Below are 21,320 nucleotides of genomic sequence, written 5' to 3'. Positions count from 1 at the left end.
TTGCAGATGCCAAGCAACATCATGRTCATCGTTATGCTCGCTTCCGAGGTCTAGCCAATGTGCAAATGCAATGTTGGTTGGCAGCGGCAGCCCAAAACATCAAGAAGATAGCGTTGGTGGTGAACTATCTACGAAAAATGGGCTTAAATATGGCAGAAATAAGGCAGATACTTGCTTCTGTATACCCGTGTAATGAATGGAAACTTCTGCGCACGATATAACAAAAAAAAATCACGATCGCGACCTACGGTCGCTTCCAAAAAAGAACCCCACTTAAAAAGCGGGGTTCGTCATCAATCTGAGGCTCCTTTCGGAGCCTTTTTATTATCTTTCCCAGTACGCTTCTTCTAAGCTATCTTCGCGTTCAGGTAAGCCACGAGATAGGCGCGGAGAATGTTGTACCAACACTTCATAACTGGCACGGTTAGCATACTTACACACTTGAGAAAAAGATGAGTACGTCAAAAACTCATACACGTGCTTACTTGAGTTTGGCACGTTTTCTTTGTGATATTTGTTTGCCGCCATATCGTGCAGTACCGCTGAAAGTGCAGCATCACCTGCCCCATTGGTATTTTTAATTTTCTCAGGACCGCCCATATACGGTGAAATATGTGAATAGACTTTAATCGGGTTTTCACAAGATGCTTTTTTCGTTGGGCGACTAAATTCATAACGATTGAATTCAGCAATGCAGCCTGGAAGTAACGGTAGAGATGTTTCACGCTTCGCGCTGTCTTCCGTATAACCGGCCATAAATAGACCTAGCGGACCCGCAGTACAAAGTACCATGTCTGCCCAATCCAATGTTTTATCTGAAGCAGCTAAAGGATCGGATTCCCCAGTCAATGCTTCTGCTTCATCTTCATTCATCGCAACTACCGTCACATTGTCACGAATAAATTCTTGCCAGAAAGTTGGATCATCTTGAATCACAAATTTAGTGCCAAGCGTCAAAACAACAGGTACATCGTATTTTTTTGCGTACTCGATGGCTTTCATCGTCGCATCAGGCATTGGATCACCTTCTTTACAACGAATCAAATAAGCGGTGAGCACCAAAGCTGAGGCTTTTTTAAAGATCTTTTCCGGAATATTATCTGGATGAAGTTGGTTCATTTGACCTTCACTAATCGCAAAAGTACGTTCACCATCTTCGGTAATCAACGCGAAACAACGACCAATCGCCCCATCGACACCTTGCAGATAATTAAGATCCATACGGCTTGATGTGTTACATAAGTAACGGTATCCGTAACTACCAATCTTAATATCTTGACTCATCACGCCCAATAATGTCGAACGATCATCTGCTAGCACTGAGTAATTGTGCAGCGTATTGCCAATCGTACCGCCAGCGTATTCGTTGGTAATCAGATTTTCTTGCTTTAATTGCTGATATAGCGCTTCTGCCGTCACATCATCAATAACCAGTGAGTGCCCTTTACTCAAACCGTATTTTTCAATCATTTCCGACGTCACTCTCGCTTCGATATCCACCAAAGTTTGATCAATACCGATAATATGAGTACGCGTCATTTTCTTGCTTTCCTGCGCCTGACTCACTAATGGGTCACGTGCATGTACGGGAAAATAGTGTTTTGATTTGCGCTGTCCGGGAAATTTCATAGTGTTTGTCTGAGTACGGGGTTAAAAGAAGTGCGGATTCTAACTCGCACTCCCATAGGCGGCAATAAAGGCAATTATAGCAAACGTTTGCTACGTGCTTTTTATTTTGCGAGGTGCTATTCACCTTCCATAAAGCTTAAATCTGGCAGGCAATCCAAGTTTTCGCTGTAACGTTTTAGATTGAACTCGCCGTCATTTTTCATCACGTCGAAAATCTCAATTGACATTGCACACGCCATCATCGCCACCGCATCTTCACGAGGCGTGCCTGTCATCATTAGGCGCATCAACGTTTCTTTGACCTTGATTGGATTTCCATCTTCAAGTTGATTTTCAATGATCTCGATAAGATCCGCTTCTTGCATAAATTGCATTTCATCAGTCATGATGTTTTCTCATTAGGATTTTTTCCAACTATGCCACATTCCCACTCAGAGCTCGCGCGGAATTTCTTTTCGTTTGTCCTTTTGCTGAAAAAAGCAGCGAAAACGAATTGTGATTGCGATCTCGGATCTGTCACCCGTTTCTGCTTTCTGTTAGAATTCGCCTCCAGTTAATTTTAAGGGTGTTGAGTAATGTCTGATAACAGCCAAAAGAAAGTCATCGTTGGTATGTCTGGCGGTGTTGATTCATCGGTTTCTGCCTATCTTCTAAAACAGCAAGGCTATCAAGTTGAAGGCCTATTTATGAAGAACTGGGAAGAAGATGATGATTCTGAGTATTGTACTGCGGCAGAAGATCTCGCCGACGCTCAGGCTGTTTGTGACAAACTTGGCATTCACCTACATAAGATCAATTTTGCGGCAGAATACTGGGACAATGTATTCGAATATTTCCTTTCCGAATATAAGGCGGGCCGTACCCCTAACCCAGACATCCTTTGTAACAAAGAAATTAAGTTCAAAGCATTTTTAGAGTTTGCTGACGAAGTACTTGATGCCGATTACATCGCGATGGGTCATTATGTCCGTCGTTCTTTCCCTGAAAATGGTGAAAAGCCACAGATGCTGCGTGGTTTAGACGGCAATAAAGATCAGAGCTACTTCCTCTACACGCTAAGTCACGAACAAGTGGCACGTAGCCTCTTCCCTGTTGGTGAGCTGGAAAAGCCTGAAGTTCGTCGCATTGCGGAAGAACAAGGTCTGATTACCGCGAAAAAGAAAGATTCTACCGGTATCTGTTTTATCGGCGAGCGTAAGTTCACCGATTTTCTAAGCCGCTACTTACCAGCTCAACCGGGTAATATTGAGTCACCAGAAGGCGAAGTGCTTGGTCAACACCAGGGTTTGATGTACCACACGCTAGGCCAACGTAAAGGCCTACATATTGGTGGCCGTAAAGGCGGTGGCGGTAACGAAGAACCATGGTTTGTTGCAGAAAAAGACCTTAAGCGCAATGTGTTGATTGCCGTTCAAGGACAAGATCACCCGATGCTGAAGTCCGAAGGCCTGATTGCTTCTCAGCTTCATTGGGTAGAACGTGAGCCAATTCGCGATGTGGTGAAATGCACGGTGAAAACTCGTTACCGTCAACAAGATATTCCTTGTACAATCATCCCTATTGATGACGAAAACATTAAAGTGATTTTCGATGAACCTGAGATCGCAGTGACCCCAGGTCAATCCGCTGTTTTCTACCAAGGTGATGTTTGTCTTGGCGGTGGTATCATCGAGAAACGCATTAAATACACTCAAGCTTAGGAGTCGTTACGTGGCGAATACACTTTATGACCGTACCATTGCTTTTGCTGGCATGTGCCAAGCTGTAGCGTTAGTTCAGCAAATCGCGAGAAACGGACATTGTGATCAAGATGCCTTTGAAACTTCTATTAAAGCAATTTTGAATACCAATCCAGCCAACACACTTGATGTGTTTGGCAATGAGTCACAACTCAAACTGGGTTTAGAATGCTTAGTAAAAGGGATTGATAGTACCCCCACTGGTAGCGAAGTGACTCGCTACCTCATCAGTTTGATGGCGTTAGAGCGCAAACTTATGGGTAGGAATGATGCGATGTCACAGCTTGGCGATCGTATCCAGATGGTACAAAGACAGACGGAACACTATGATCTTTTTGAAGAACAGATGATCAGCAATGTGGCCAGTATTTATCTCGATGTTATCAGCCCTATCGGCCCTCGAATCCAAGTGACAGGTACACCGACGGTATTACAACAAACATCGAATCAACACAAAGTACGTGCGTTACTCCTTTCTGGTATTCGCAGTGCCGTGCTTTGGCGTCAAGTTGGCGGTCGACGCCGCCATCTGATCTTCGGCAGAAAGAAAATGGTTGAGCAGGCGCAGATCCTGCTGGCCAGAATGTAATTCGACCATCATTAGCTCGCGCCAGACGCGAGCTAATTGTTTTGGTCAAAATCACCTTAGCGCAAACGTTTGCGCAATATTCGTGACAATTGCCACAGTTATTGGTATAAAGCTCGCGAAATTTTGAAACCCAATTCAGGAGAACATCATGGAACTGTCAGCATTGACTGCTGTTTCACCAGTAGACGGCCGTTACGGAAGCAAGACAATTGCGTTACGCGAAATTTTCAGTGAATACGGTCTACTAAAGTACCGTACTATCGTTGAAATCCGCTGGCTACAAAAGCTTGCTGCTACTGCTGAAATTGCAGAAGTGCCAGCGTTCAGCGCAGAAGCAAACCAATTCCTCGACGATCTTGCTGCTAACTTCTCTGAAGCAGACGCATTACGCATCAAAGAGATCGAACGTACTACTAACCACGATGTCAAAGCGGTTGAGTACTTCCTAAAAGAGAAAGTCGCTGACGTTCCTGAACTGCACGCAGTAAACGAGTTCTTCCATTTTGCCTGTACTTCTGAAGACATTAATAACACCTCACACGCTTTAATGCTTAAAGAAGCACGTGAGACGGTCATTCTTCCAGAAATTCGTAACCTGATTGACGCAATCAAAGCACTTGCTGTTGAATACCGCGACATCCCTCTTCTATCTCGTACACACGGTCAGCCAGCTTCTCCATCAACAATGGGTAAAGAGATGGCAAACGTGGCGTACCGTATGGAACGTCAATACAAGCAAATCGAAAACGTTGAGATCCTAGCGAAAATCAACGGTGCGGTAGGTAACTACAACGCACACCTCTCTGCTTACCCAGAACTAGATTGGCACAAATTCTCTGAAGAGTTCATCACGGAATCTCTCGGCGTTACTTGGAACCCTTACACCACACAGATCGAACCACACGACTACATCGCTGAGCTATTCGATGCTGTGGCACGTTTCAACACGATTCTGATCGACTTTGACCGTGACGTTTGGGGTTACATCGCACTAGGACACTTCAAGCAAAAAACCATTGCTGGCGAGATCGGTTCTTCAACCATGCCGCACAAAGTGAACCCAATCGACTTTGAAAACTCTGAAGGTAACCTAGGTCTTGCAAACGCAGTGTTTGGTCACCTAGCACAAAAACTGCCAATCTCTCGTTGGCAACGTGACCTAACTGACTCAACGGTTCTCCGTAACCTAGGTGTTGGTGTTGGCTACGCAATCATCGCTTACACTTCTACGCTAAAAGGCATCAGCAAACTGGAAGTGAACCGTGACGCGCTTCTTGCTGAACTAGACAAAAACTGGGAAGTTCTAGCAGAGCCAGTACAAACGGTAATGCGTCGCTACGGTATTGAGAAGCCATATGAGAAGTTGAAAGAGCTAACTCGCGGTAAGCGCGTAGACGGTGAAGCAATGCGTAACTTCATTGACGGTCTTGAGCTTCCTGAACACGAAAAAGCACGTCTAAAAGAGATGACGCCAGCGAACTACATCGGTCAAGCTATCGAGCTGACAGACAAGCTGTAAGAGAATCGAGAATCGAGAATCGAGAATCGAGAATCGAGAATCGAGAATCGAATTATTTTAGGGTTGACGTGAAAGCGTCAACCCTTTCGTTTTTGAGCGCGAAGAGATAAGGCTCGACTCTTAGAGCGAAGCGTTCCCGAATCTCGGAGCGCAGCATTCCTAACTGTTTTATTGCCTCTGGAAAAACAACGTAATCGTCCCTACCTCTACGCCAAACTTCTTAATCTTGGTTAGATTAAACACATGCTTTTCATCTTGGCGATAAAGCCAATCATCAAACGACACCGTCAAGCTTGAACCATCGATTTGCAGTTCAAAATCATAGCGCCATTGCAGTGCATTACCCAGTTCCATTCCCTCAGCGACGCCAATGATGTCGTCAGCTTCACCTTGATAGCGACCATCGGCCAATCGGGTAATCCGCCAAATGCGCTGATCAATCTCACCATCGTCAAAAACAAAATCTTCAACGAGAGTCAGTGTGTTATTTTCAACAGAACCGACAATCTCAACCTCAAAGCGTCTGTTTTGTTTACCACTATAATCTTGCACCATACCCCAAGCTTTCACATTTCCAGAAAAATACTCAAACAGTTCAAATTTTGGGGATGCTTGCTGGTAGTCCTTAAGGTCACTCGAACAGCCGACCAAAGCGTTCAATGTCATAACAAGCAAAACGATAAAAACATTATGTTTATTCATCTTATTGATTCCACCCGATTAATTTTGCTCGCAAAGAGGGATATTGAGTTTTTGGCGATAACCAAATCGCGAGGAAAGCATCGTTAAGCTCCTGATCAGCCACATTACCCACCACTTCAGCTTTGTCACTGTCATGTCGATTAATAAGCAAACGCCCTTTTTCTCCATCTGTAATGTAGGTTAGCTTGTCACCTTTTTTGATGTTCGGAAAAATTAGCTCGAGGCTGTCTCTCCACGTTTTTTTTGCTGCGATCCCCATCTTTTGCCACTGCTCTTCTGTGGCACTGAGTAGATCCTCACGTGAAATATCGCGTAAGTATCGAATCTCCAAGGCGAGGGGATGTGGCGTAACATCAGCATTCACCTCGAACTCTCCATTTGGTGTAACCAACTTCGAATCATAGATATCAAAGACGAACCAGCTCAATCGTGCCTCCCCAACGGTCAGCCACTGCTGCCAAGTCTCGATGTCTGCCGATCCAGTTTGACTATGCGAGCTAGACGAAAAGCCTAGCAAAATACTAAGAAACGTACTCCGAATGACACAACTTGCTTTTCTCATCATGGCGAAGAACCTTAATGATAAAGAGCGTGATGATTGCCCATTCTAAAAACACAATCGATGCCGTTATCAACACGCTGTAACCGTAATCCACCACATTGAGTTTATAACCTGCGTAGTAACTTAAGCAGCCCCCCAATGCCCCTACCGTTAATACGTAAAACGGCGCAAAACGGAGCAAAATTCTTTTCAGTTGATAAGCGTACCAAGCAAAAACTATCCATAAGCTTAAAAGCCAAACGGGTAAGAAAGTCGAAGTGAACTGAAAAATTGAGAGATATTGATTAATCGAGTCGACTAGGCAGCCGACCACGGCAATCAAAAGCGTTGGTTTCCAGGTTTTTTGGTCTACTCTGTGCTGATACCCCAATGTCATCAAGGCAAAGCAAAGTGTGACCCATTGCCACTGCTCAGTGCCAATAACCGCCAGAAACCAAACGAGATTGAACCAAGCAGAGGCAAGAATAAGAGCCATGATATTAGGCTCTTTGAAGCGTCATGTGTACGGTACTGATGCTACGAGCTAAGAATCCCCCTTCACAATAACTCAGGTAGTAACGCCACATACGAATGAATCGCTCGTCATACCCTAGCCTTTTTACTTGCTCTTCAGCGTGGTTAAAACGTCGGTGCCATTCTTGCAATGTTTTTGCGTAATCCATGCCAATATCAAACAAATCCCTAATCACTAAATCACTGTATTGGGTCGTGGCTTGAGCCAGTGAAGTCACTGACGGCAAAAATCCACCTGGGAAAATGTACTTTTGAATAAAATCGACGTTGTTACTGTAATATTCGTAACGTTGGTCGGCGATAGTGATCGCTTGTATTGCCATCAAACCACCAGGTTTTAATAACGACTGGCACACTTTGATGTAAGACGGTAGATATTGCTTACCTACCGCTTCTATCATTTCGATAGAAACCAATTTATCAAACTGCCCAGTTAAATCTCGATAATCTTTCTTCAATAACTGAATACGCTCAGTCAAACCTCTTTCTGCAATCTGTTGTTGCGCGTAGTCATATTGCTCATCTGAAATCGTCGTCGTTGTCACCCGGCAGCCATAGTTTTCCGCCATGTATATCGCCATTGCCCCCCAACCAGTGCCGATTTCAATCACCTCATCAGTGGGTTTTAATTGCAATTGCTGACACAGTCGATCCATTTTATTTATTTGTGCTTGCTCTAATGATTCACTATCCGAGTGATAAATGGCTGACGAATATAACATTCTTTCATCCAAGAATACTCTGTAGAGATCATTACCAAGATCATAATGGGCATGAATATTTTTACGCGAGTTTTCCTGCGTATTTCGATTGCTCCAATGACTGAGTTTGTAAAGCAGTTTGGTGACCCAGCTACTTTGATTTTCTAATCCATCTAATGCATTCAGATTGAGCGCCATTAATTTCATTAACGAAGTTAAATCTGGACTGTCCCACCAACCATCCATATAGGCTTCACCCGCTGCAATACTGCCACCCCGCATTAAACGCGAATAAAATGCCGGGTGTTTGACTTCTATTGTTGCGCTAATGGCCACACCCGGCTTGTGATTGTGGGTACCGACAAAGCGTTCACTACGCTCTTGAGTGTCGCTTTGAAAACTTTCAATGACCGTCAAAGTGCCGATTTCCATACGCTGTAAGCACTTAAATATCAGGTTTCTAGCCGCCTTTTGTGCTGTAGATAATGGAGAGGTCAATGCCATCGAAGAGGTATTTAACATGCAGAATTCTCCCTAAATTTATTATTCTTCACAGTTTAGTTGTTATTCTCAGTCTGGTTGGCTGGAGAGCGGTATTTGGGATGCGAGTAAAATGGTGCGCCTTTTTTCCATAATTTGAACGCATGCCAGTAAATCCCTACCAACACTTTTACTGTTTGAATAGGCGTTACGATCAGTCGTTTTAGCAGATTGTTACTAGAAAATGGCTCTGCGCTCATCGCCATGGTGGCGTCAAACTGTTTATTTTCTTTGTGGCATTCCAAATGAATATGTAACTTTTCACTCAGCGGTTTAAGTCGCCAAATATAAGACTGTTCAATGGGGTTAAAGGGCGAAACGTGAAACGCTTTGGTCTGTTTCCAGCCAAAAGACGAGTCATGTTCATCAGCAGAAATAGCGTAATAATGACGCTCATTCCAAGGAGTGTTACTCACTTCCGCCAGTAAATAGCGCCAGTGTTCTTTCTCATCAAAAACGTAGTAGAAATTAACCGGGCTAAAGTAGAGCCCAAGATAACGTAGGTGGCACACCGCGATGACCCTCCCGCTGACTGACTCTCCGGTGAGCTCTGTAAGTTTCTCTTGCACTGCGCGTTTGAGGCAGCCCTCTCCCACATAGTCACTGCGTTTAAATCGCGCCCAATGCCACCAGCGAGTGCCAAAACCCCACACTTCTTTTTCAAGCTGCGCTAACTCGTCCAAATCGATCGCTGGCATGAACAATTGATAATTCAAACTATGTTCTACTGGGGTGAAGCGGCGGTGCCGAACATTACCCACAAACAAACGACTGCTGATGACCATGCTCACGCTGCCCCTTGGTGAAAAGAGATCGTATCTTCTTTCGCTTGCACAAGGTTGATGCCTCGCACTACATCCAAGGCACTGCGAACGCCATCTTCATGGAATCCGTTGTACCAATACGCGCCACAAAACCATGTGTGATTTCGCCCTTGAATGTCATCTCGTCTCTGCTGTGCCGCGATGGACTCCGTGGTAAATACCGGATGGTGGTAAACAAACTTACGAATAACTTTGTTTTCGTCTATCTTGTCGCTGCTATTGAGCGTCACACAAAACGTATGTTCTGCTTCAATGTGTTGAAGAATGTTCATGTTGTAGGTTAACGAAGGTAGGCGTGTTTCTTCTCCTTCCTTACCATCGAGTAAATAGTTCCACGACGCCCAAGCAGCCTTTCTACGAGGCAGCAAGCTATCATCAGTATGCAAAACAACCTCGTTGGCTTGATATGCCATAGGCGACAAAATCGAAGCTTCATCACTGGAGGCATCCTCTAATAACGACATCGTTTGATCGCTATGACAGGCAAAAATAACGTGATCGAAACGTTGTGCTTCTCCTGCCACATATAATGTGACACCCGTTGAGTCACGGATCACTTTTTCAACGGGACAGTTCAAACGAATGCGATCAGAGAAGCCCTTCGTTAGTGGCGGGATATAAGCTTTTGAGCCGCCATCAATCACATACCACTGTGGTCGATTGGTGACATCAAGAAGGCCGTGATTGAGAAAGAAACGTAGAAAAAACGCAAGCGGAAATGCACGCATATCCGCTAATGTCGATGACCAAATCGCAGCCCCCATCGGCAGGATATAGTTGTCGCTAAAATAGTCACTAAAGCCATGCGTATCTAAGAACTCCCCAAGTGTTTGTTGGGCAATCTGGTCATCGTGTGCAGACGCTTTCGCCAGTTTGTTAAAACGCAGAATTTCAAAAATAAAACCGTAGAACTGCGGTTTAAACCAGTTTCTTTTTTGGGCAAACAGTGTCGCCAGCGTGTGGCCATTGTACTCCAGTCCATTGCTGTCATTACGAACACTAAAGCTCATTTGGGTTGCTCGCCCGGTCACGCCAATTTCATCCATCATATTGATGAAGTTGGGGTAGGTTCGATCGTTATAGACAATAAACCCCGTATCAACCGAGTAGTCTTTACCGTTGAGTTCAAAATCGATCGTCGCCGTATGCCCTCCAATGTAATCATTGGCTTCAAACAGCGTAATGTCATGCACTTTGTGCAGATGGTAGCCACATGTTAATCCGGAGATGCCTGTACCTATAATTGCAATTTTCATACATTATCCTTTGAATTTATTGGGCAATTAATTTTGAAGCTAACGCCTTCTGCCAACGGTAAGGCAGTAACGCAAGTAACCGAATGAGCGCGGTAAACCGAGCGGGAAAATAGATGTGCTGCTTCCCGGAAGCCAGTTTTTGCCGAATCGCCGTTGAGGCTTGTTCAACCGTGATGATCATCGGCATGGCAAACGTGTTTTTGTCCGTCAGCGGAGTGGAAACAAAACCAGGAAAGACAGTGACAACATCAATGCCCTTGGTCTGAAGATTCAGCGACAAGCTACGCGCAAAATACCCAATCGCGGCCTTAGACGCGCCATACGCTTCCGCTCTTGGCAGGGCGAGTTCCGAAGCAATGGAGCCGACAATCACCACTTTGTGTCCAGGTTGAAAATGGGCTTGGCTGGCCTCGATACAGTTCACCACACCAAAAACATTGACGCTGAACACACGTTGCATCAATTGGGCATCAACGATGCCATCGTCCATGTACTCACAATCACCAGCGTTAAATAGCCACACGTTTGGAATAAAGGGCAGCACCGATAATGCTTCTCGCGTTTGCTGGTAATCGGTGACATCAAAACTGATCGTTGCTATGGCGGGGGAATAATCTTCTAGCTCTTGGAGAACCTGACGATTGCGTCCGCATGCAATCACTTTTGCACCCGCGTCAGCATAATCTTGCGCGAGCTGTTTTCCGATGCCTGATGTCGCACCAGTGATCAGTACCGAGTTCATTGCCCTAGCCTCTGCTTAATGCTTCTAACAACCGAGCCGAGAATGGGAAGATGCTCATACAGCATTTCACCCAAATCAAAATAGTCACGGTGGTATATCACTTTTCCCTCATAAAACTTCAAATGGGAGACGCCTTTCACGCTTACTGCCTCCCCTTTTTTCAACTTCGGATGTTTTAAGGTCATCGTCCAAGTAAGAAAGCCAGACTGGTCGACTTGCTGGTGTTCATGAATATCAAAGCGACAGTCGATGACATTTTCATACAACGATTGGAAGTAGTCCTTAAGCGCAGACCAACCTTCAAGCCGATGCGCCGCGTCTTCAAATACGACCTGTTGGTGATAGACATCGGCTAAAATTTCTAAATTTGATTTACTCAATGACTGGTAGACATTGCTGACCGCTATCACATCCATATTGCCAATCCCACAAGAGTTAAAGTATTAAAAATTAGTCACATATAAAACGTAGACTAGCCTACAACGGTTACATAATTAAATTTGTATATCATGCGGTAATACGTTAACTAAGACTATTTGGATCATGCCACCAACAAAAAAGGCTTGGAGTTTTCTCCAAGCCTTTCGTTCATCATTACTCACAAGATGTTTGCTCCCATTGGAAGCGATTATCCACGCTCGTGATTAATCAATAACATTAGAAGTTACGTAGCGCTGCAATACGTTTATCTAGCGGTGGGTGACTCATCAGTAGCTCAGTCAGAGATTGCTTACCGTTGATACCAAACGCCATCATGGTGCCATCCAGTTTTGATTCTTGGCTCATTTTTAGACGCTCTAGAGCCGCAATCATTTTCTCTTTACCAACTAGACGGGCGGCACCCGCATCGGCATGGAATTCACGATGACGGCTGTACCACATGGTGATGAAGCTCGCGAGGAAACCAAACACCAGCTCAAGCGCGATAGAAACCGCGAAATACACCATCATATTTGAACCTTCACCTTCTTCATCACTGTTGTTAGAGGCCACCATGTTGGCAATAAAACGAGATAAGAAGATAACGAAGGTGTTCACGACACCCTGCATCAACGTCATGGTCACCATGTCACCATTGGCGATGTGACTCACCTCATGCGCCAGCACCGCTTCTGCTTCATCACGCGTCATGTTGTGCAACAGACCCGTCGAAACCGCGACCAGTGAATCATCACACTTTGCACCAGTTGCAAATGCGTTGATGTCCGGTGAATCATAGATAGCAACGGTTGGCATACCAATACCCGCTTGCTGAGCTTGGCGGCTCACCGTTTCCAATAACCAGTGCTCTGTCTCGTTACGAGGGCTCTCGATCACCACTCCACCGACAGAGCGTAGTGCCATCCCCTTTGACATCATCAAGGAGATAAATGCACCACCAAAACCAAATACCGCAGCCATTACCAATAAACCTGAGAGGCTTCCTGGCTGCATTCCAGTTACAGCATAAACAATGTTCAACACAACACTGAGGACTAAAACCACAGCAAGGTTGGTAATCAAAAACAACATGACTCGCTTCATTACTTTTCTCCAAAGAAGCTTATTTATATTGAACGCCAGTAACACTGGCCTCTTTTGCTAATAGATATAGTCTAATTTGTTTAAAAACAAGGTTAAGCGATAAATTGCAACATTTGTTTACCAAGTTGCTTATCTGTTAGAAATCAACACCATCGAAATTCTCTGCATCGTTTTGTTTCAAACGTCCTCTCAGGCGTTAGACTTTTGTCTTATTGTGCTTATTCGGCTTCGTGCTATTTTCAGTCTCAGATATTCAATACTGCTCTGAACTAGATCGAATCGTCTTATCTGTGCCAACGAAAAGCGTTTCAAACAGGGCAGAAATAAACCCATGTTAACAAAGGACATGATCATGGTAGAAGCTAACAACTATCAAATGGCTATTGATTTATTGTGCTGTCACCTAGGGATTTCTGAAGAAGAGGCAAAACAGCAGCTCGGCATTTCAACTGAGCAGCAAGTTGCAAAGCAAATCTCTGATACTCAACAGGCGCTTATGGGCTTAGTTCAAGACAAATAAGCACAAGACCTGATAAAGAAAGGGCTGCCAATGGCAGCCCTTTTGATGTTTTAAAGCTCGAGTAACACATCCGCATTGATGTATTTACCGAGGTCTTTACGCTTAGCGCTTGGGATATAAGGAATTTCACCCAGCTTTGGAACCTCCAAACGCTCTTCCAACATATCAATGATCTCTGCGTAATGCTCCGTGCCAGGATTCACTCGGTTTGCAACCCATCCAACCAAATTGAGGCCATCGGCTTTGATCACTTCAGCGGTCAGCAACGCGTGGCTGAGACAACCCAATTTGATACCAACAACCAACACAACAGGCAGATCTTCTTGCTTAACCCAAGTAGACAAACTGTCAGTGTCTGACACTGGGACTCGCCAACCACCCGCACCTTCAACCAGCACGACGTCTGCATTCTCTTTGTGCTGCGCAAGTTTGCTGCTCAGCACAGCATAGTCAATCTCTACTTTTTCATGTTTTGCTGCAATGTGCGGAGAGGCTGGCAACTCGAGGGCATATGGATTGATGTCCTCGTAATCAACGACCACTGTTGCCGCCTTCTGCAGATGCAAGGCATCTGAGTTACGCCAACCTTCTGGTGTTTTATCGCTGCCTGCTGCCACTGGTTTATAACCAATAGTACGTAGATCTTTGGCCGCTAATGCGTGAAGAATCGCTTTAGATGCCACGGTTTTGCCCACATCGGTATCCGTACCTGCAATGAAAAATGCTTTCATCATAACTGTATAACCCCTAAACAAACCTTATAACTTGCCGGTACTTGACCTAAATGGTTCTGAAATGTCTGGTACTCTCTTTCCACTCGTTTTAATGCTTGTCTTGTCGTTAAACCATGTGAGCGCCCGCTTACATGGTTCGCACCTATACCCTTAAGATCACGCATAACAGCAAACGCAGACTCGTACCAGACTGTGATATCGGTCAAGTCTAGATGATGGTTATGACTATGAGATTGCGCTAACGCAATTTTTACCTGATTGGCAGAGATAAAACGGTTGACGTGTTGATATGAGTCAATTTTTGCCCAGGCTTGCTTTAGCTCATTGAGTGAGCCATCCAGTAATGTGGAAAACAGCACTTGCCCATGCGGTTTTACAACACGGTTCATTTCACGTAAAGGCCGCGATAAATCCTCGCACCATTGCAAGGCTAAGCTACTGAAGACAATGTCAAACTCATCTCGTTCAAATGGCAGAGACTCCGCATCTGCAACGCGATACGACACCGACTCTTGCCCACAACGCGCCTTTGCCTGCTCAAGCATCTCATGCGACAAGTCGGCACATACGACTACAGCGCCTCGTTGCAAAAGTTGCCACGAGAAATACCCCGTGCCACAACCAAGATCCAAAACACGCAGACCCGATAAATCTTGGGGCAGTTTATCTAATAACTTATGTCCAACCTCTCGTTGAAATGCAGCATGCTGGTCATAGCTTTTTGCTGCCTTACCGAATGCTTGAGCAATAGCCAGCTTATCCACATACGCTTCTTCCACAGTAAAGGATACTTTAGCCATTTCCATTAGTGCTCTCCTGTGACTGTCAGCAGTACTTGTGCCAGTGTGTGCATCTGTTCTTTGGTGTGATTAGCAGACAAGGTTATTCTCAGGCGCGCGGTGTTTTGGGGTACCGTCGGCGGACGGATCGCTGTCAACCAAATGCCTTGTTCTCGGCAACGCTGTGCAACCGTCACGGCTTGTTGTGTCTCTCCAATGAGCCACGGTTTGATCGGCGTTTGAGTGGATACATAACTATCATGCTCCCCCAAATATTCCGCAAAAAGGGTTTGCAGCTCATTAAGTTTGTCTCGTCGCCACTGCTGCGTTCGAATCAGCTCTACCGCATGCGTCAACGCGAAAGCTTGTGCTGGCGGAAGCGCGGTAGAGTAAACGTGGTGACGAGCAAATTGAGCAAGGAAATCACCGCTAGATTTATCCGTTAGAAGTGCAGCCCCCGATAAGCCGAATGCTTTACCAAAAGTGACCACCAAAAAATCTGGCTTCACATTAGCGAGCGCACAGCTTCCGCGACCTTCTTCACCCAGTACGCCAACACCATGCGCATCGTCCACCATTAAGCTTGCCGAATGGCGTTGTGTGAGTGTGTGCATTTCAGCTAATGGTGAACAATCACCATCCATGCTAAATACGCCTTCCGTCACCACCAAACTTGGGCAATCAGCTCGGTTTAAAATCGTATCTAGTGCTTTAAGATCATTATGCTTAAATCGCTTCATAGTTGCAGGAGAAAAAAGCCCCGCCTCAATTAAAGAAGCGTGATTTAATTTGTCTTGCACTAGGAGATCACCTTTTTCAAGCAGTGCAAACAACAGCGCTTGATTGGCCGAAAATCCCGATCCAAACAGAGTGGCACTTTCATACCCTAGCCAATCACATAAGGAAGCCGCGAGATTGCTGTGCGCAGGGGTGTAACCCGTCACCAATGGAGATGCCCCGCTGCCACAACCATATAAACTCAAACCCTGCTGCCAAGCTCGAACTAAAGATTGATCGTTCGCCAATCCCAAATAGTCGTTGGCAGAAAAATTGATATAGCGCTTCCCTTGATGTTCTAAAACCGTTTGATTTCCCGAGAAAATCACTTCACTTTGGCGATTCAAGCCCTGTTTGCGTCTCTGCTTCAGGGCTTGTGCTATTCTTTCGTTAAAGGCTTGCGTCATAAAACAGATCGTCTTTTGTTGGGCGAGCAGCCACGCTTTCGACTACACGATCTAACAATTCGTTTTCTGTAATTTCATCGGGTTTTTGTGAGACTTGCTGGCTGTTAATACCCAACTTGTTAAACAGCTGCATGTCTTTATCTTCGGAAGGGTTTGGTGTTGTAAGCAGCTTACAGCCGTAAAAGATAGAATTGGCTCCCGCCATAAAACACAAGGTTTGCATTTGTTCATTCATGTTTTCACGCCCTGCCGACAAACGAACGGCTGAGGTCGGCATCATTATACGAGCAACGGCAATTAAACGAATGAAGTCAAACGGGTCAACCTCTTCAGCCGTTTCCAAAGGCGTCCCTTTCACCTTAACCAGCATGTTGATAGGAACACTTTCTGGATGAGTAGGCAGATTGGCCAACTCAACAAGCAACCCAGCGCGGTCATTAGCGCTTTCACCCATACCGATGATACCGCCAGAGCAGATCTTCATGCCTGCGTCACGTACATGAGATAAGGTATCAAGGCGATCTTGATAAGTGCGTGTGGTAATAATGTTACCGTAATACTCCGGTGAGGTATCGAGGTTGTGGTTGTAATAATCCAAACCCGCGCTTGCCAGTTGCTTAGCTTGTTCTGGGGTTAACATGCCCAGAGTCATACAGGTTTCCAGCCCCATATCTTTGACGCCTTTGATCATGTCAGTCAACAGCGGCATGTCGCGTTCTTTCGGATTTTTCCAAGCTGCTCCCATACAAAAACGTGTCGAACCGGCATTTTTAGCCTTTTGCGCGGCGTCCAGAACACGCTCCACTTCCATTAATCGCTCTTTTTCAACATCCGTTTGATAACGAGCGCTTTGCGGGCAGTATTTGCAATCTTCTGGACAAGCACCGGTTTTAATCGAAAGCAAGGTGCTCACTTGCACATAGTTCTTAGGGTGGTATTGACGATGGGTTTGCTGCGCTTCAAACAACAAATCCATAAAAGGCATTTCCATCAACTCACGAACTTGCGCATGAGTCCAGTTATGACGTACTTCCACGTGTATTCCTTGCGTAATAGTTAACTTGCTATTTTTGTTTTGTTGACAGTCTACCGAGCTCCGATAAACTGTCAACATTGACAGATAATTCAAAGTTTACATCTGGTTTATTTTTAATCTACTCTCACTTGGATTTTATTATGGATTTGGCCTTCGACCGCCAGCACATCTGGCATCCGTACACTTCAACACTGACACCTCTGACCTGCTACCCCGTGAACTCCGCAAGTGGTGTGTATATCAAACTCGAAGACGGAACCACGCTCATCGATGGCATGTCTTCATGGTGGTCGACCATTCATGGCTACAATCACCCTCATTTGAATCAAGCGGCACATCGTCAAATTGATCAAGTATCCCATGTGATGTTTGGTGGTATCACTCATCAGCCAGCGATCAGTTTGTGTAAAAAATTACTGTCCTTGGTGCCAAACAACCTAGAGCATGTCTTTCTCGCTGATTCGGGCTCAGTAGCCGTTGAAGTGAGCTTAAAGATGGCCTTGCAATACTGGCACGCAAAAGGTGAGCGCAGGCCGAAATTTTTGACATTACAACATGGCTACCATGGCGATACCTTTGCAGCCATGTCGGTCACCGATCCCGATAACTCGATGCATTCACTCTACAAAGGTTTTTTACCAGAGCACATCTTCGCGAAGTCGCCGACTGGTGGCTTTTGGGATGAGTGGAAGCAAGAAGATCTCACTGACTTTGCGCAGAAGATTGAGCAGCACCATCAAGAATTAGCGGCAGTGATTCTCGAACCCATCGTTCAAGGCGCGGGAGGAATGCGTATCTATCATCCAGAGTTTCTGAAAGGCGTTCGAGCACTTTGTGATAAGTATGGTCTACTGCTAATAGCAGACGAAATCGCGACTGGTTTTGGCCGTACTGGCAAGCTGTTTGCCTGCGAGCATGCCGATATCCAACCGGACATTCTGTGTGTGGGTAAAGCACTGACTGGGGGCTACATGACCCTTTCCGCGACCTTAACCAGCAAACACGTCGCCGATACAGTTTGTGGCGGTGAAGCAGGTTGTTTCATGCACGGCCCAACCTTTATGGGTAATCCACTCGCATGCGCCGTCGCAACCGCCAGTTTAGAGTTGATAGAACAAGGCCAATGGCAACAGCAAACCAAGCAAATCGAATCGCTGTTTTCTGAGTTACTGCCAAAACTTGAAGAACACGACTTGGTGAAAAACACCCGTTGGTTAGGTGCGATTGGCGTCGTAGAAACACATCGCCCAGTGAATATGGAAACCATCCAAGCCCTGTTTGTTGAGCAAGGCGTGTGGATTCGCCCCTTTGGCAGACTGATCTATATGATGCCGCCATTTATCAGCGAGCCGGCTCATATAGAACAATTGGTAAACGCCATTGAAACCGCACTTCAGCGTCCAGAGTGTTTTGTTTAGCCACGAGATAACAAAAACCCAGCGCAGTGGCTGGGTTTGGATATTTTTATGGTTAATCAATTAACCGATGTGCGTTGCGCCGCCCATGTACTTCTGAAGTACGGTCGGAATGGCAATGCGGCCATCTGCTTCTTGGTTGTTTTCTAGGATAGCAACCATGGTACGACCTACCGCTAGACCAGAACCGTTTAGTGTGTGTACAAGTTCAGGTTTCTTCTCGCCTTTACGACGGAAACGCGCTTGCATACGACGCGCTTGGAAATCCCACATGTTTGAACAAGATGAGATTTCGCGGTAAGTGTTTTGAGCCGGAACCCACACTTCCAAATCGTAAGTTTTGTGCGAACCAAAGCCCATGTCACCTGTACACAATAGCACCTTACGGTAAGGCAACTCTAGAAGCTGAAGCACTTTCTCAGCATGGCCAGTCAGCTCTTCTAGTGCATTCATTGAATCTTCTGGTTTGGTGATTTGTACCAGCTCGACTTTGTCAAACTGGTGCATACGAATCAGACCACGAGTGTCACGACCGTACGAGCCAGCTTCTGAACGGAAACATGGCGTATGAGCGGTCATCTTAAGCGGCAGATCTGCTTCATCAGAAATCGTGTCGCGAACTAAGTTCGTTACTGGTACTTCGGCCGTAGGGATAAGAGACAGTTTACGTGGCTCTTCATCACTTGCCTTTTCTGTCAGTGGCTCTGTGTGGAAAAGATCTTTACCAAACTTTGGTAGTTGACCCGTACCAAACAAGCTGTCTGCGTTCACAAGGTAAGGCACATACATTTCCGTATAGCCATGCTCTTCAGTGTGAAGATCAAGCATAAACTGAGCGATGGCACGGTGTAGACGAGCAAATTGACCTTTCATCACGATGAAACGTGCACCAGTGATCTTAACTGCGCTTGCGAAATCTAGACCGTCACCCATTTCGCCTAGGTCAACGTGATCTTTTAATTCGAAGTCGTAAGACTTTGGCTCACCCCAACGCGAAATCTCAAGATTATCGTTCTCGTCTTTGCCATTTGGCACTTCATCCGCAGGAATGTTTGGAACAGAAAGGATGATGTCATCTAACTGCGCCATCAGTGCGTCAAGTTCGAGTTTTTTCGCATCTAAATCAGAGCCTAATGACCCGATTTGTTGCTTGATCTTTTCTGCACCTTCTTTGTCACCAGCCGACATCAGTTGACCGATTTGCTTGGAGATGGAGTTACGCGTGGATTGTAAATTTTCAACTTCTACTTGAATGGACTTACGTTGTTCTTCAAGTTTACCGATTGTCTCTACGTCTAGCTTAAAGCCACGACGTGCCAGTTTAGCAGCTGTTTCATGCAGCTCTGTACGAAGTAATTTAGAATCCAGCATTGTTAATCCTATGCTTTTTGTTGTGAAGGTACGCACCCAATCCTGTCGAGCACGTTGAAAAAATTAACCGAACAAATGTATCCAAAAATGCCTACTTTTCATAGCGCTTTTGTGGGCTATTTGCGTCTAAATTAGCCAAGTAATCTAACTTTTCAGCGATTTTGCTCTCTAAGCCTCGATTTGTTGGCTGATAGTACTTGCGATCAGCGATTTCGGCAGGCAAATATTGTTCACCCGCGGCGTAGGCTCCAGGCTCATCATGAGCGTATCGATAACCTTCCCCATAACCGAGATCTTTCATCAATCCGGTCGGCGCATTACGCAAATGGAAAGGCACTTCAAACTCTGGAAGATTATGCGCATCCGACAGCGCTTGCTTCCAAGCGGTGTAGACCGCATTACTTTTCGGTGCGCACGCAAGGTAAACGATCGCCTGTGCAATTGCGCGTTCGCCTTCTGCAGGCCCAACACGGGTAAAGCAATCCCACGCGGAAAGTGCCACTTGCATTGCCCTCGGATCCGCATTGCCCACATCTTCAGAGGCAATGGCCAGTAAACGTCGCGCGATATAGAGTGGATCACAACCGACAGAGATCATTCTCGCCGCCCAATAAAGCGCAGCATCCGGGTTTGATCCACGAATGGACTTGTGCACGGCAGAGATTAAGTCGTACCAAATATCGCCTTTATTATCAAAGCGAGATACCTTCTCCCCCGCCACTTCCGCCAGTAGTTTTAGCGTAATCTCTTTTTCGCCCTGAGCATTGTCTTCTGCCATATCATACAGAAGCTCAAGATAGTTCAGAGACATTCGAGCGTCACCATTGACGAGCTCAGCCAGACGATCCAAGACATTATCAGCAAAGTGTGCTGGTGTATTACCCAGACCACGTTGTTTATCGTTGATCGCTTGGTTTAATGCCAGTGAGATTTCTTCTTTGTTGAGTGACGTAAGCTTATACACACGAGCACGTGACAATAATGCGTTGTTCAGTTCAAACGATGGGTTTTCTGTGGTCGCGCCGATAAAGGTCACCGTTCCATCTTCAATGTGCGGTAAGAAGGCATCTTGCTGTGATTTATTAAAGCGATGTACCTCATCCACAAACAAGATGGTGCGACGACCCGCCATTTTGTTCTCGCGTGCTTTTTCAATTGCGGCACGAATTTCTTTGACGCCAGACGTGACCGCAGACACGCGTTCAACTTCCGCGTTGGCGTAGTTTGCAGCCACTTCTGCTAACGTTGTCTTGCCTGTACCTGGCGGTCCCCACAAAATCATTGAATGAATGTGGCCGGCCTCAAGCGCGCGACGCAATGGCTTACCAGGCCCTAAAATATGCTGCTGACCGATGTACTGTTCGATCGTTTCCGGTCTCATACGAGCAGCAAGGGGACGAAAATCTTCGTCCCCTGAAAAATCTAAGGTGTAATTTGACAC

Annotated in this window: 23 protein-coding genes; 6 read left to right on the top strand and 17 right to left on the bottom strand. The window is 45.7% G+C overall.

Annotation, left to right across the window (positions count from 1 at the left end; translation table 11 throughout):
• Positions 1-221, top strand: a 221-nt coding sequence (locus tag CIK04_RS20650) for a transposase (RefSeq protein WP_176463391.1), incomplete at its 5' end; no start/stop codon positions are given.
• 103 nt (positions 222-324) lie between these two features.
• Here the strand turns inward: CIK04_RS20650 and CIK04_RS20645 are convergent.
• Complete coding sequence (locus CIK04_RS20645) at positions 325-1,629, bottom strand: inosine/guanosine kinase (protein ID WP_011080743.1); 1,305 nt, start codon at positions 1,627-1,629, stop codon at positions 325-327.
• A gap of 116 nt (positions 1,630-1,745) precedes the next feature.
• Positions 1,746-2,015, bottom strand: a complete 270-nt coding sequence (locus tag CIK04_RS20640; RefSeq protein ID WP_011080744.1) for a hypothetical protein — start codon at positions 2,013-2,015, stop codon at positions 1,746-1,748.
• A 189-nt stretch (positions 2,016-2,204) separates the two neighbouring features.
• Here CIK04_RS20640 and mnmA point away from each other — a divergent pair, with 189 nt between their 5' ends.
• The 3 genes from mnmA (at position 2,205) to purB (ending at position 5,476) form a co-directional block, all read left to right on the top strand.
• Positions 2,205-3,329 (top strand): tRNA 2-thiouridine(34) synthase MnmA, encoded by a 1,125-nt coding sequence (gene mnmA, locus CIK04_RS20635; RefSeq protein WP_017422262.1) that lies wholly within the window; start codon positions 2,205-2,207, stop codon positions 3,327-3,329.
• Positions 3,330-3,339: 10 nt separating this feature from the next.
• Entirely contained in the window at positions 3,340-3,957 is a 618-nt protein-coding gene (gene hflD / locus CIK04_RS20630) for a high frequency lysogenization protein HflD (protein WP_011080746.1), read from the top strand.
• A 148-nt stretch (positions 3,958-4,105) separates the two neighbouring features.
• Positions 4,106-5,476 (top strand): adenylosuccinate lyase, encoded by a 1,371-nt coding sequence (gene purB, locus CIK04_RS20625; RefSeq protein ID WP_005460028.1) that lies wholly within the window; start codon positions 4,106-4,108, stop codon positions 5,474-5,476.
• 168 nt (positions 5,477-5,644) lie between these two features.
• Here purB and CIK04_RS20620 read toward each other — a convergent pair whose 3' ends face one another.
• The 9 genes from CIK04_RS20620 to htpX all read right to left on the bottom strand — a co-directional run bounded on the left by CIK04_RS20620 (position 5,645) and on the right by htpX (position 12,840).
• Positions 5,645-6,178 (bottom strand): DUF3833 domain-containing protein, encoded by a 534-nt coding sequence (locus tag CIK04_RS20620; protein WP_097353040.1) that lies wholly within the window; start codon positions 6,176-6,178, stop codon positions 5,645-5,647.
• A gap of 1 nt (position 6,179) precedes the next feature.
• Positions 6,180-6,605: a chalcone isomerase family protein gene (locus CIK04_RS20615; RefSeq protein WP_325205729.1), complete on the bottom strand. Its 426-nt coding sequence runs from the start codon at positions 6,603-6,605 to the stop codon at positions 6,180-6,182.
• A 94-nt stretch (positions 6,606-6,699) separates the two neighbouring features.
• Complete coding sequence (locus CIK04_RS20610; RefSeq protein ID WP_097353042.1) at positions 6,700-7,215, bottom strand: DUF2878 domain-containing protein; 516 nt, start codon at positions 7,213-7,215, stop codon at positions 6,700-6,702.
• A 4-nt stretch (positions 7,216-7,219) separates the two neighbouring features.
• Entirely contained in the window at positions 7,220-8,476 is a 1,257-nt protein-coding gene (locus CIK04_RS20605) for a cyclopropane-fatty-acyl-phospholipid synthase family protein (RefSeq protein ID WP_038968618.1), read from the bottom strand.
• 35 nt (positions 8,477-8,511) lie between these two features.
• On the bottom strand, positions 8,512-9,285 hold the full coding sequence (locus CIK04_RS20600) for a DUF1365 domain-containing protein (protein WP_039467769.1): 774 nt from the start codon (positions 9,283-9,285) through the stop codon (positions 8,512-8,514).
• The gene (locus CIK04_RS20595; protein ID WP_097353043.1) at positions 9,282-10,574 is read right to left on the bottom strand and encodes an NAD(P)/FAD-dependent oxidoreductase; all 1,293 of its coding nucleotides are present in this window, start codon (positions 10,572-10,574) and stop codon (positions 9,282-9,284) included. The genes CIK04_RS20600 and CIK04_RS20595 overlap by 4 nt, the downstream gene beginning before the upstream one ends.
• Positions 10,575-10,590: 16 nt before the next feature.
• Positions 10,591-11,316 carry an SDR family oxidoreductase gene (locus CIK04_RS20590; protein WP_097353044.1) on the bottom strand — a complete coding sequence of 242 codons (726 nt, stop codon included), beginning with the start codon at positions 11,314-11,316 and terminating at the stop codon, positions 10,591-10,593.
• Complete coding sequence (locus tag CIK04_RS20585; protein ID WP_097353045.1) at positions 11,313-11,732, bottom strand: nuclear transport factor 2 family protein; 420 nt, start codon at positions 11,730-11,732, stop codon at positions 11,313-11,315. Before CIK04_RS20585 ends, CIK04_RS20590 begins: the two co-directional genes overlap by 4 nt.
• 241 nt (positions 11,733-11,973) lie before the next feature.
• Complete coding sequence (htpX, locus tag CIK04_RS20580) at positions 11,974-12,840, bottom strand: protease HtpX (protein ID WP_097353046.1); 867 nt, start codon at positions 12,838-12,840, stop codon at positions 11,974-11,976.
• A 352-nt stretch (positions 12,841-13,192) separates the two neighbouring features.
• Between htpX and CIK04_RS32795 the strand changes: the two genes are divergently transcribed.
• Positions 13,193-13,360: a hypothetical protein gene (locus tag CIK04_RS32795; RefSeq protein WP_013572034.1), complete on the top strand. Its 168-nt coding sequence runs from the start codon at positions 13,193-13,195 to the stop codon at positions 13,358-13,360.
• Between the two features lie 50 nt (positions 13,361-13,410).
• Here CIK04_RS32795 and bioD read toward each other — a convergent pair whose 3' ends face one another.
• Genes bioD through bioB form a run of 4 tightly spaced genes read right to left on the bottom strand, consistent with a single transcriptional unit; the run spans position 13,411 to position 17,093 of the window.
• Entirely contained in the window at positions 13,411-14,094 is a 684-nt protein-coding gene (bioD, locus tag CIK04_RS20575; RefSeq protein WP_017422273.1) for a dethiobiotin synthase, read from the bottom strand.
• A complete protein-coding gene (gene bioC / locus CIK04_RS20570; RefSeq protein ID WP_097353047.1) occupies positions 14,091-14,900 on the bottom strand; it encodes a malonyl-ACP O-methyltransferase BioC in 810 nt (269 codons plus the stop codon). Before bioC ends, bioD begins: the two co-directional genes overlap by 4 nt.
• A complete protein-coding gene (gene bioF / locus CIK04_RS20565) occupies positions 14,900-16,057 on the bottom strand; it encodes an 8-amino-7-oxononanoate synthase (RefSeq protein ID WP_097353048.1) in 1,158 nt (385 codons plus the stop codon). Before bioF ends, bioC begins: the two co-directional genes overlap by 1 nt.
• Positions 16,041-17,093, bottom strand: a complete 1,053-nt coding sequence (gene bioB / locus CIK04_RS20560) for a biotin synthase BioB (protein WP_097353049.1) — start codon at positions 17,091-17,093, stop codon at positions 16,041-16,043. The genes bioF and bioB overlap by 17 nt, the downstream gene beginning before the upstream one ends.
• A 140-nt stretch (positions 17,094-17,233) precedes the next feature.
• On the opposite strand from bioB, the gene bioA reads away from it, so the two are divergent.
• Positions 17,234-18,511 carry an adenosylmethionine--8-amino-7-oxononanoate transaminase gene (gene bioA, locus CIK04_RS20555; protein ID WP_039448962.1) on the top strand — a complete coding sequence of 426 codons (1,278 nt, stop codon included), beginning with the start codon at positions 17,234-17,236 and terminating at the stop codon, positions 18,509-18,511.
• 60 nt (positions 18,512-18,571) lie between these two features.
• Here bioA and serS read toward each other — a convergent pair whose 3' ends face one another.
• Positions 18,572-19,879 carry a serine--tRNA ligase gene (gene serS / locus CIK04_RS20550; protein WP_017422278.1) on the bottom strand — a complete coding sequence of 436 codons (1,308 nt, stop codon included), beginning with the start codon at positions 19,877-19,879 and terminating at the stop codon, positions 18,572-18,574.
• Positions 19,880-19,970: 91 nt separating this feature from the next.
• A complete protein-coding gene (locus CIK04_RS20545; RefSeq protein WP_097353050.1) occupies positions 19,971-21,320 on the bottom strand; it encodes a replication-associated recombination protein A in 1,350 nt (449 codons plus the stop codon).

It is taken from the genome of Vibrio sp. 03_296 (assembly GCF_002265885.1).
The sequence above is the reverse complement of the archived record's forward strand: the minus strand, read 5'-3'. Positions and strand labels throughout refer to the sequence as shown.

Excerpts from the sequence above, each read along its gene's own strand:
- CIK04_RS20620 (WP_097353040.1), bottom strand. The coding sequence starts at position 6,178 with ATGAATAAACATAATGTTTTTATCGTTTTGCTTGTTATGACATTGAAC.
- CIK04_RS20645 (WP_011080743.1), bottom strand. The coding sequence starts at position 1,629 with ATGAAATTTCCCGGACAGCGCAAATCAAAACACTATTTTCCCGTACAT.
- CIK04_RS20585 (WP_097353045.1), bottom strand. The coding sequence starts at position 11,732 with ATGGATGTGATAGCGGTCAGCAATGTCTACCAGTCATTGAGTAAATCA.
- CIK04_RS20590 (WP_097353044.1), bottom strand. The coding sequence starts at position 11,316 with ATGAACTCGGTACTGATCACTGGTGCGACATCAGGCATCGGAAAACAG.
- serS (WP_017422278.1), bottom strand. The coding sequence starts at position 19,879 with ATGCTGGATTCTAAATTACTTCGTACAGAGCTGCATGAAACAGCTGCT.
- mnmA (WP_017422262.1), top strand. The coding sequence starts at position 2,205 with ATGTCTGATAACAGCCAAAAGAAAGTCATCGTTGGTATGTCTGGCGGT.
- htpX (WP_097353046.1), bottom strand. The coding sequence starts at position 12,840 with ATGAAGCGAGTCATGTTGTTTTTGATTACCAACCTTGCTGTGGTTTTA.
- CIK04_RS20640 (WP_011080744.1), bottom strand. The coding sequence starts at position 2,015 with ATGACTGATGAAATGCAATTTATGCAAGAAGCGGATCTTATCGAGATC.
- bioD (WP_017422273.1), bottom strand. The coding sequence starts at position 14,094 with ATGATGAAAGCATTTTTCATTGCAGGTACGGATACCGATGTGGGCAAA.
- CIK04_RS20610 (WP_097353042.1), bottom strand. The coding sequence starts at position 7,215 with ATGGCTCTTATTCTTGCCTCTGCTTGGTTCAATCTCGTTTGGTTTCTG.
- bioC (WP_097353047.1), bottom strand. The coding sequence starts at position 14,900 with ATGGAAATGGCTAAAGTATCCTTTACTGTGGAAGAAGCGTATGTGGAT.
- CIK04_RS20605 (WP_038968618.1), bottom strand. The coding sequence starts at position 8,476 with ATGTTAAATACCTCTTCGATGGCATTGACCTCTCCATTATCTACAGCA.
- bioF (WP_097353048.1), bottom strand. The coding sequence starts at position 16,057 with ATGACGCAAGCCTTTAACGAAAGAATAGCACAAGCCCTGAAGCAGAGA.
- bioA (WP_039448962.1), top strand. The coding sequence starts at position 17,234 with ATGGATTTGGCCTTCGACCGCCAGCACATCTGGCATCCGTACACTTCA.
- purB (WP_005460028.1), top strand. The coding sequence starts at position 4,106 with ATGGAACTGTCAGCATTGACTGCTGTTTCACCAGTAGACGGCCGTTAC.
- CIK04_RS20595 (WP_097353043.1), bottom strand. The coding sequence starts at position 10,574 with ATGAAAATTGCAATTATAGGTACAGGCATCTCCGGATTAACATGTGGC.
- CIK04_RS32795 (WP_013572034.1), top strand. The coding sequence starts at position 13,193 with ATGGTAGAAGCTAACAACTATCAAATGGCTATTGATTTATTGTGCTGT.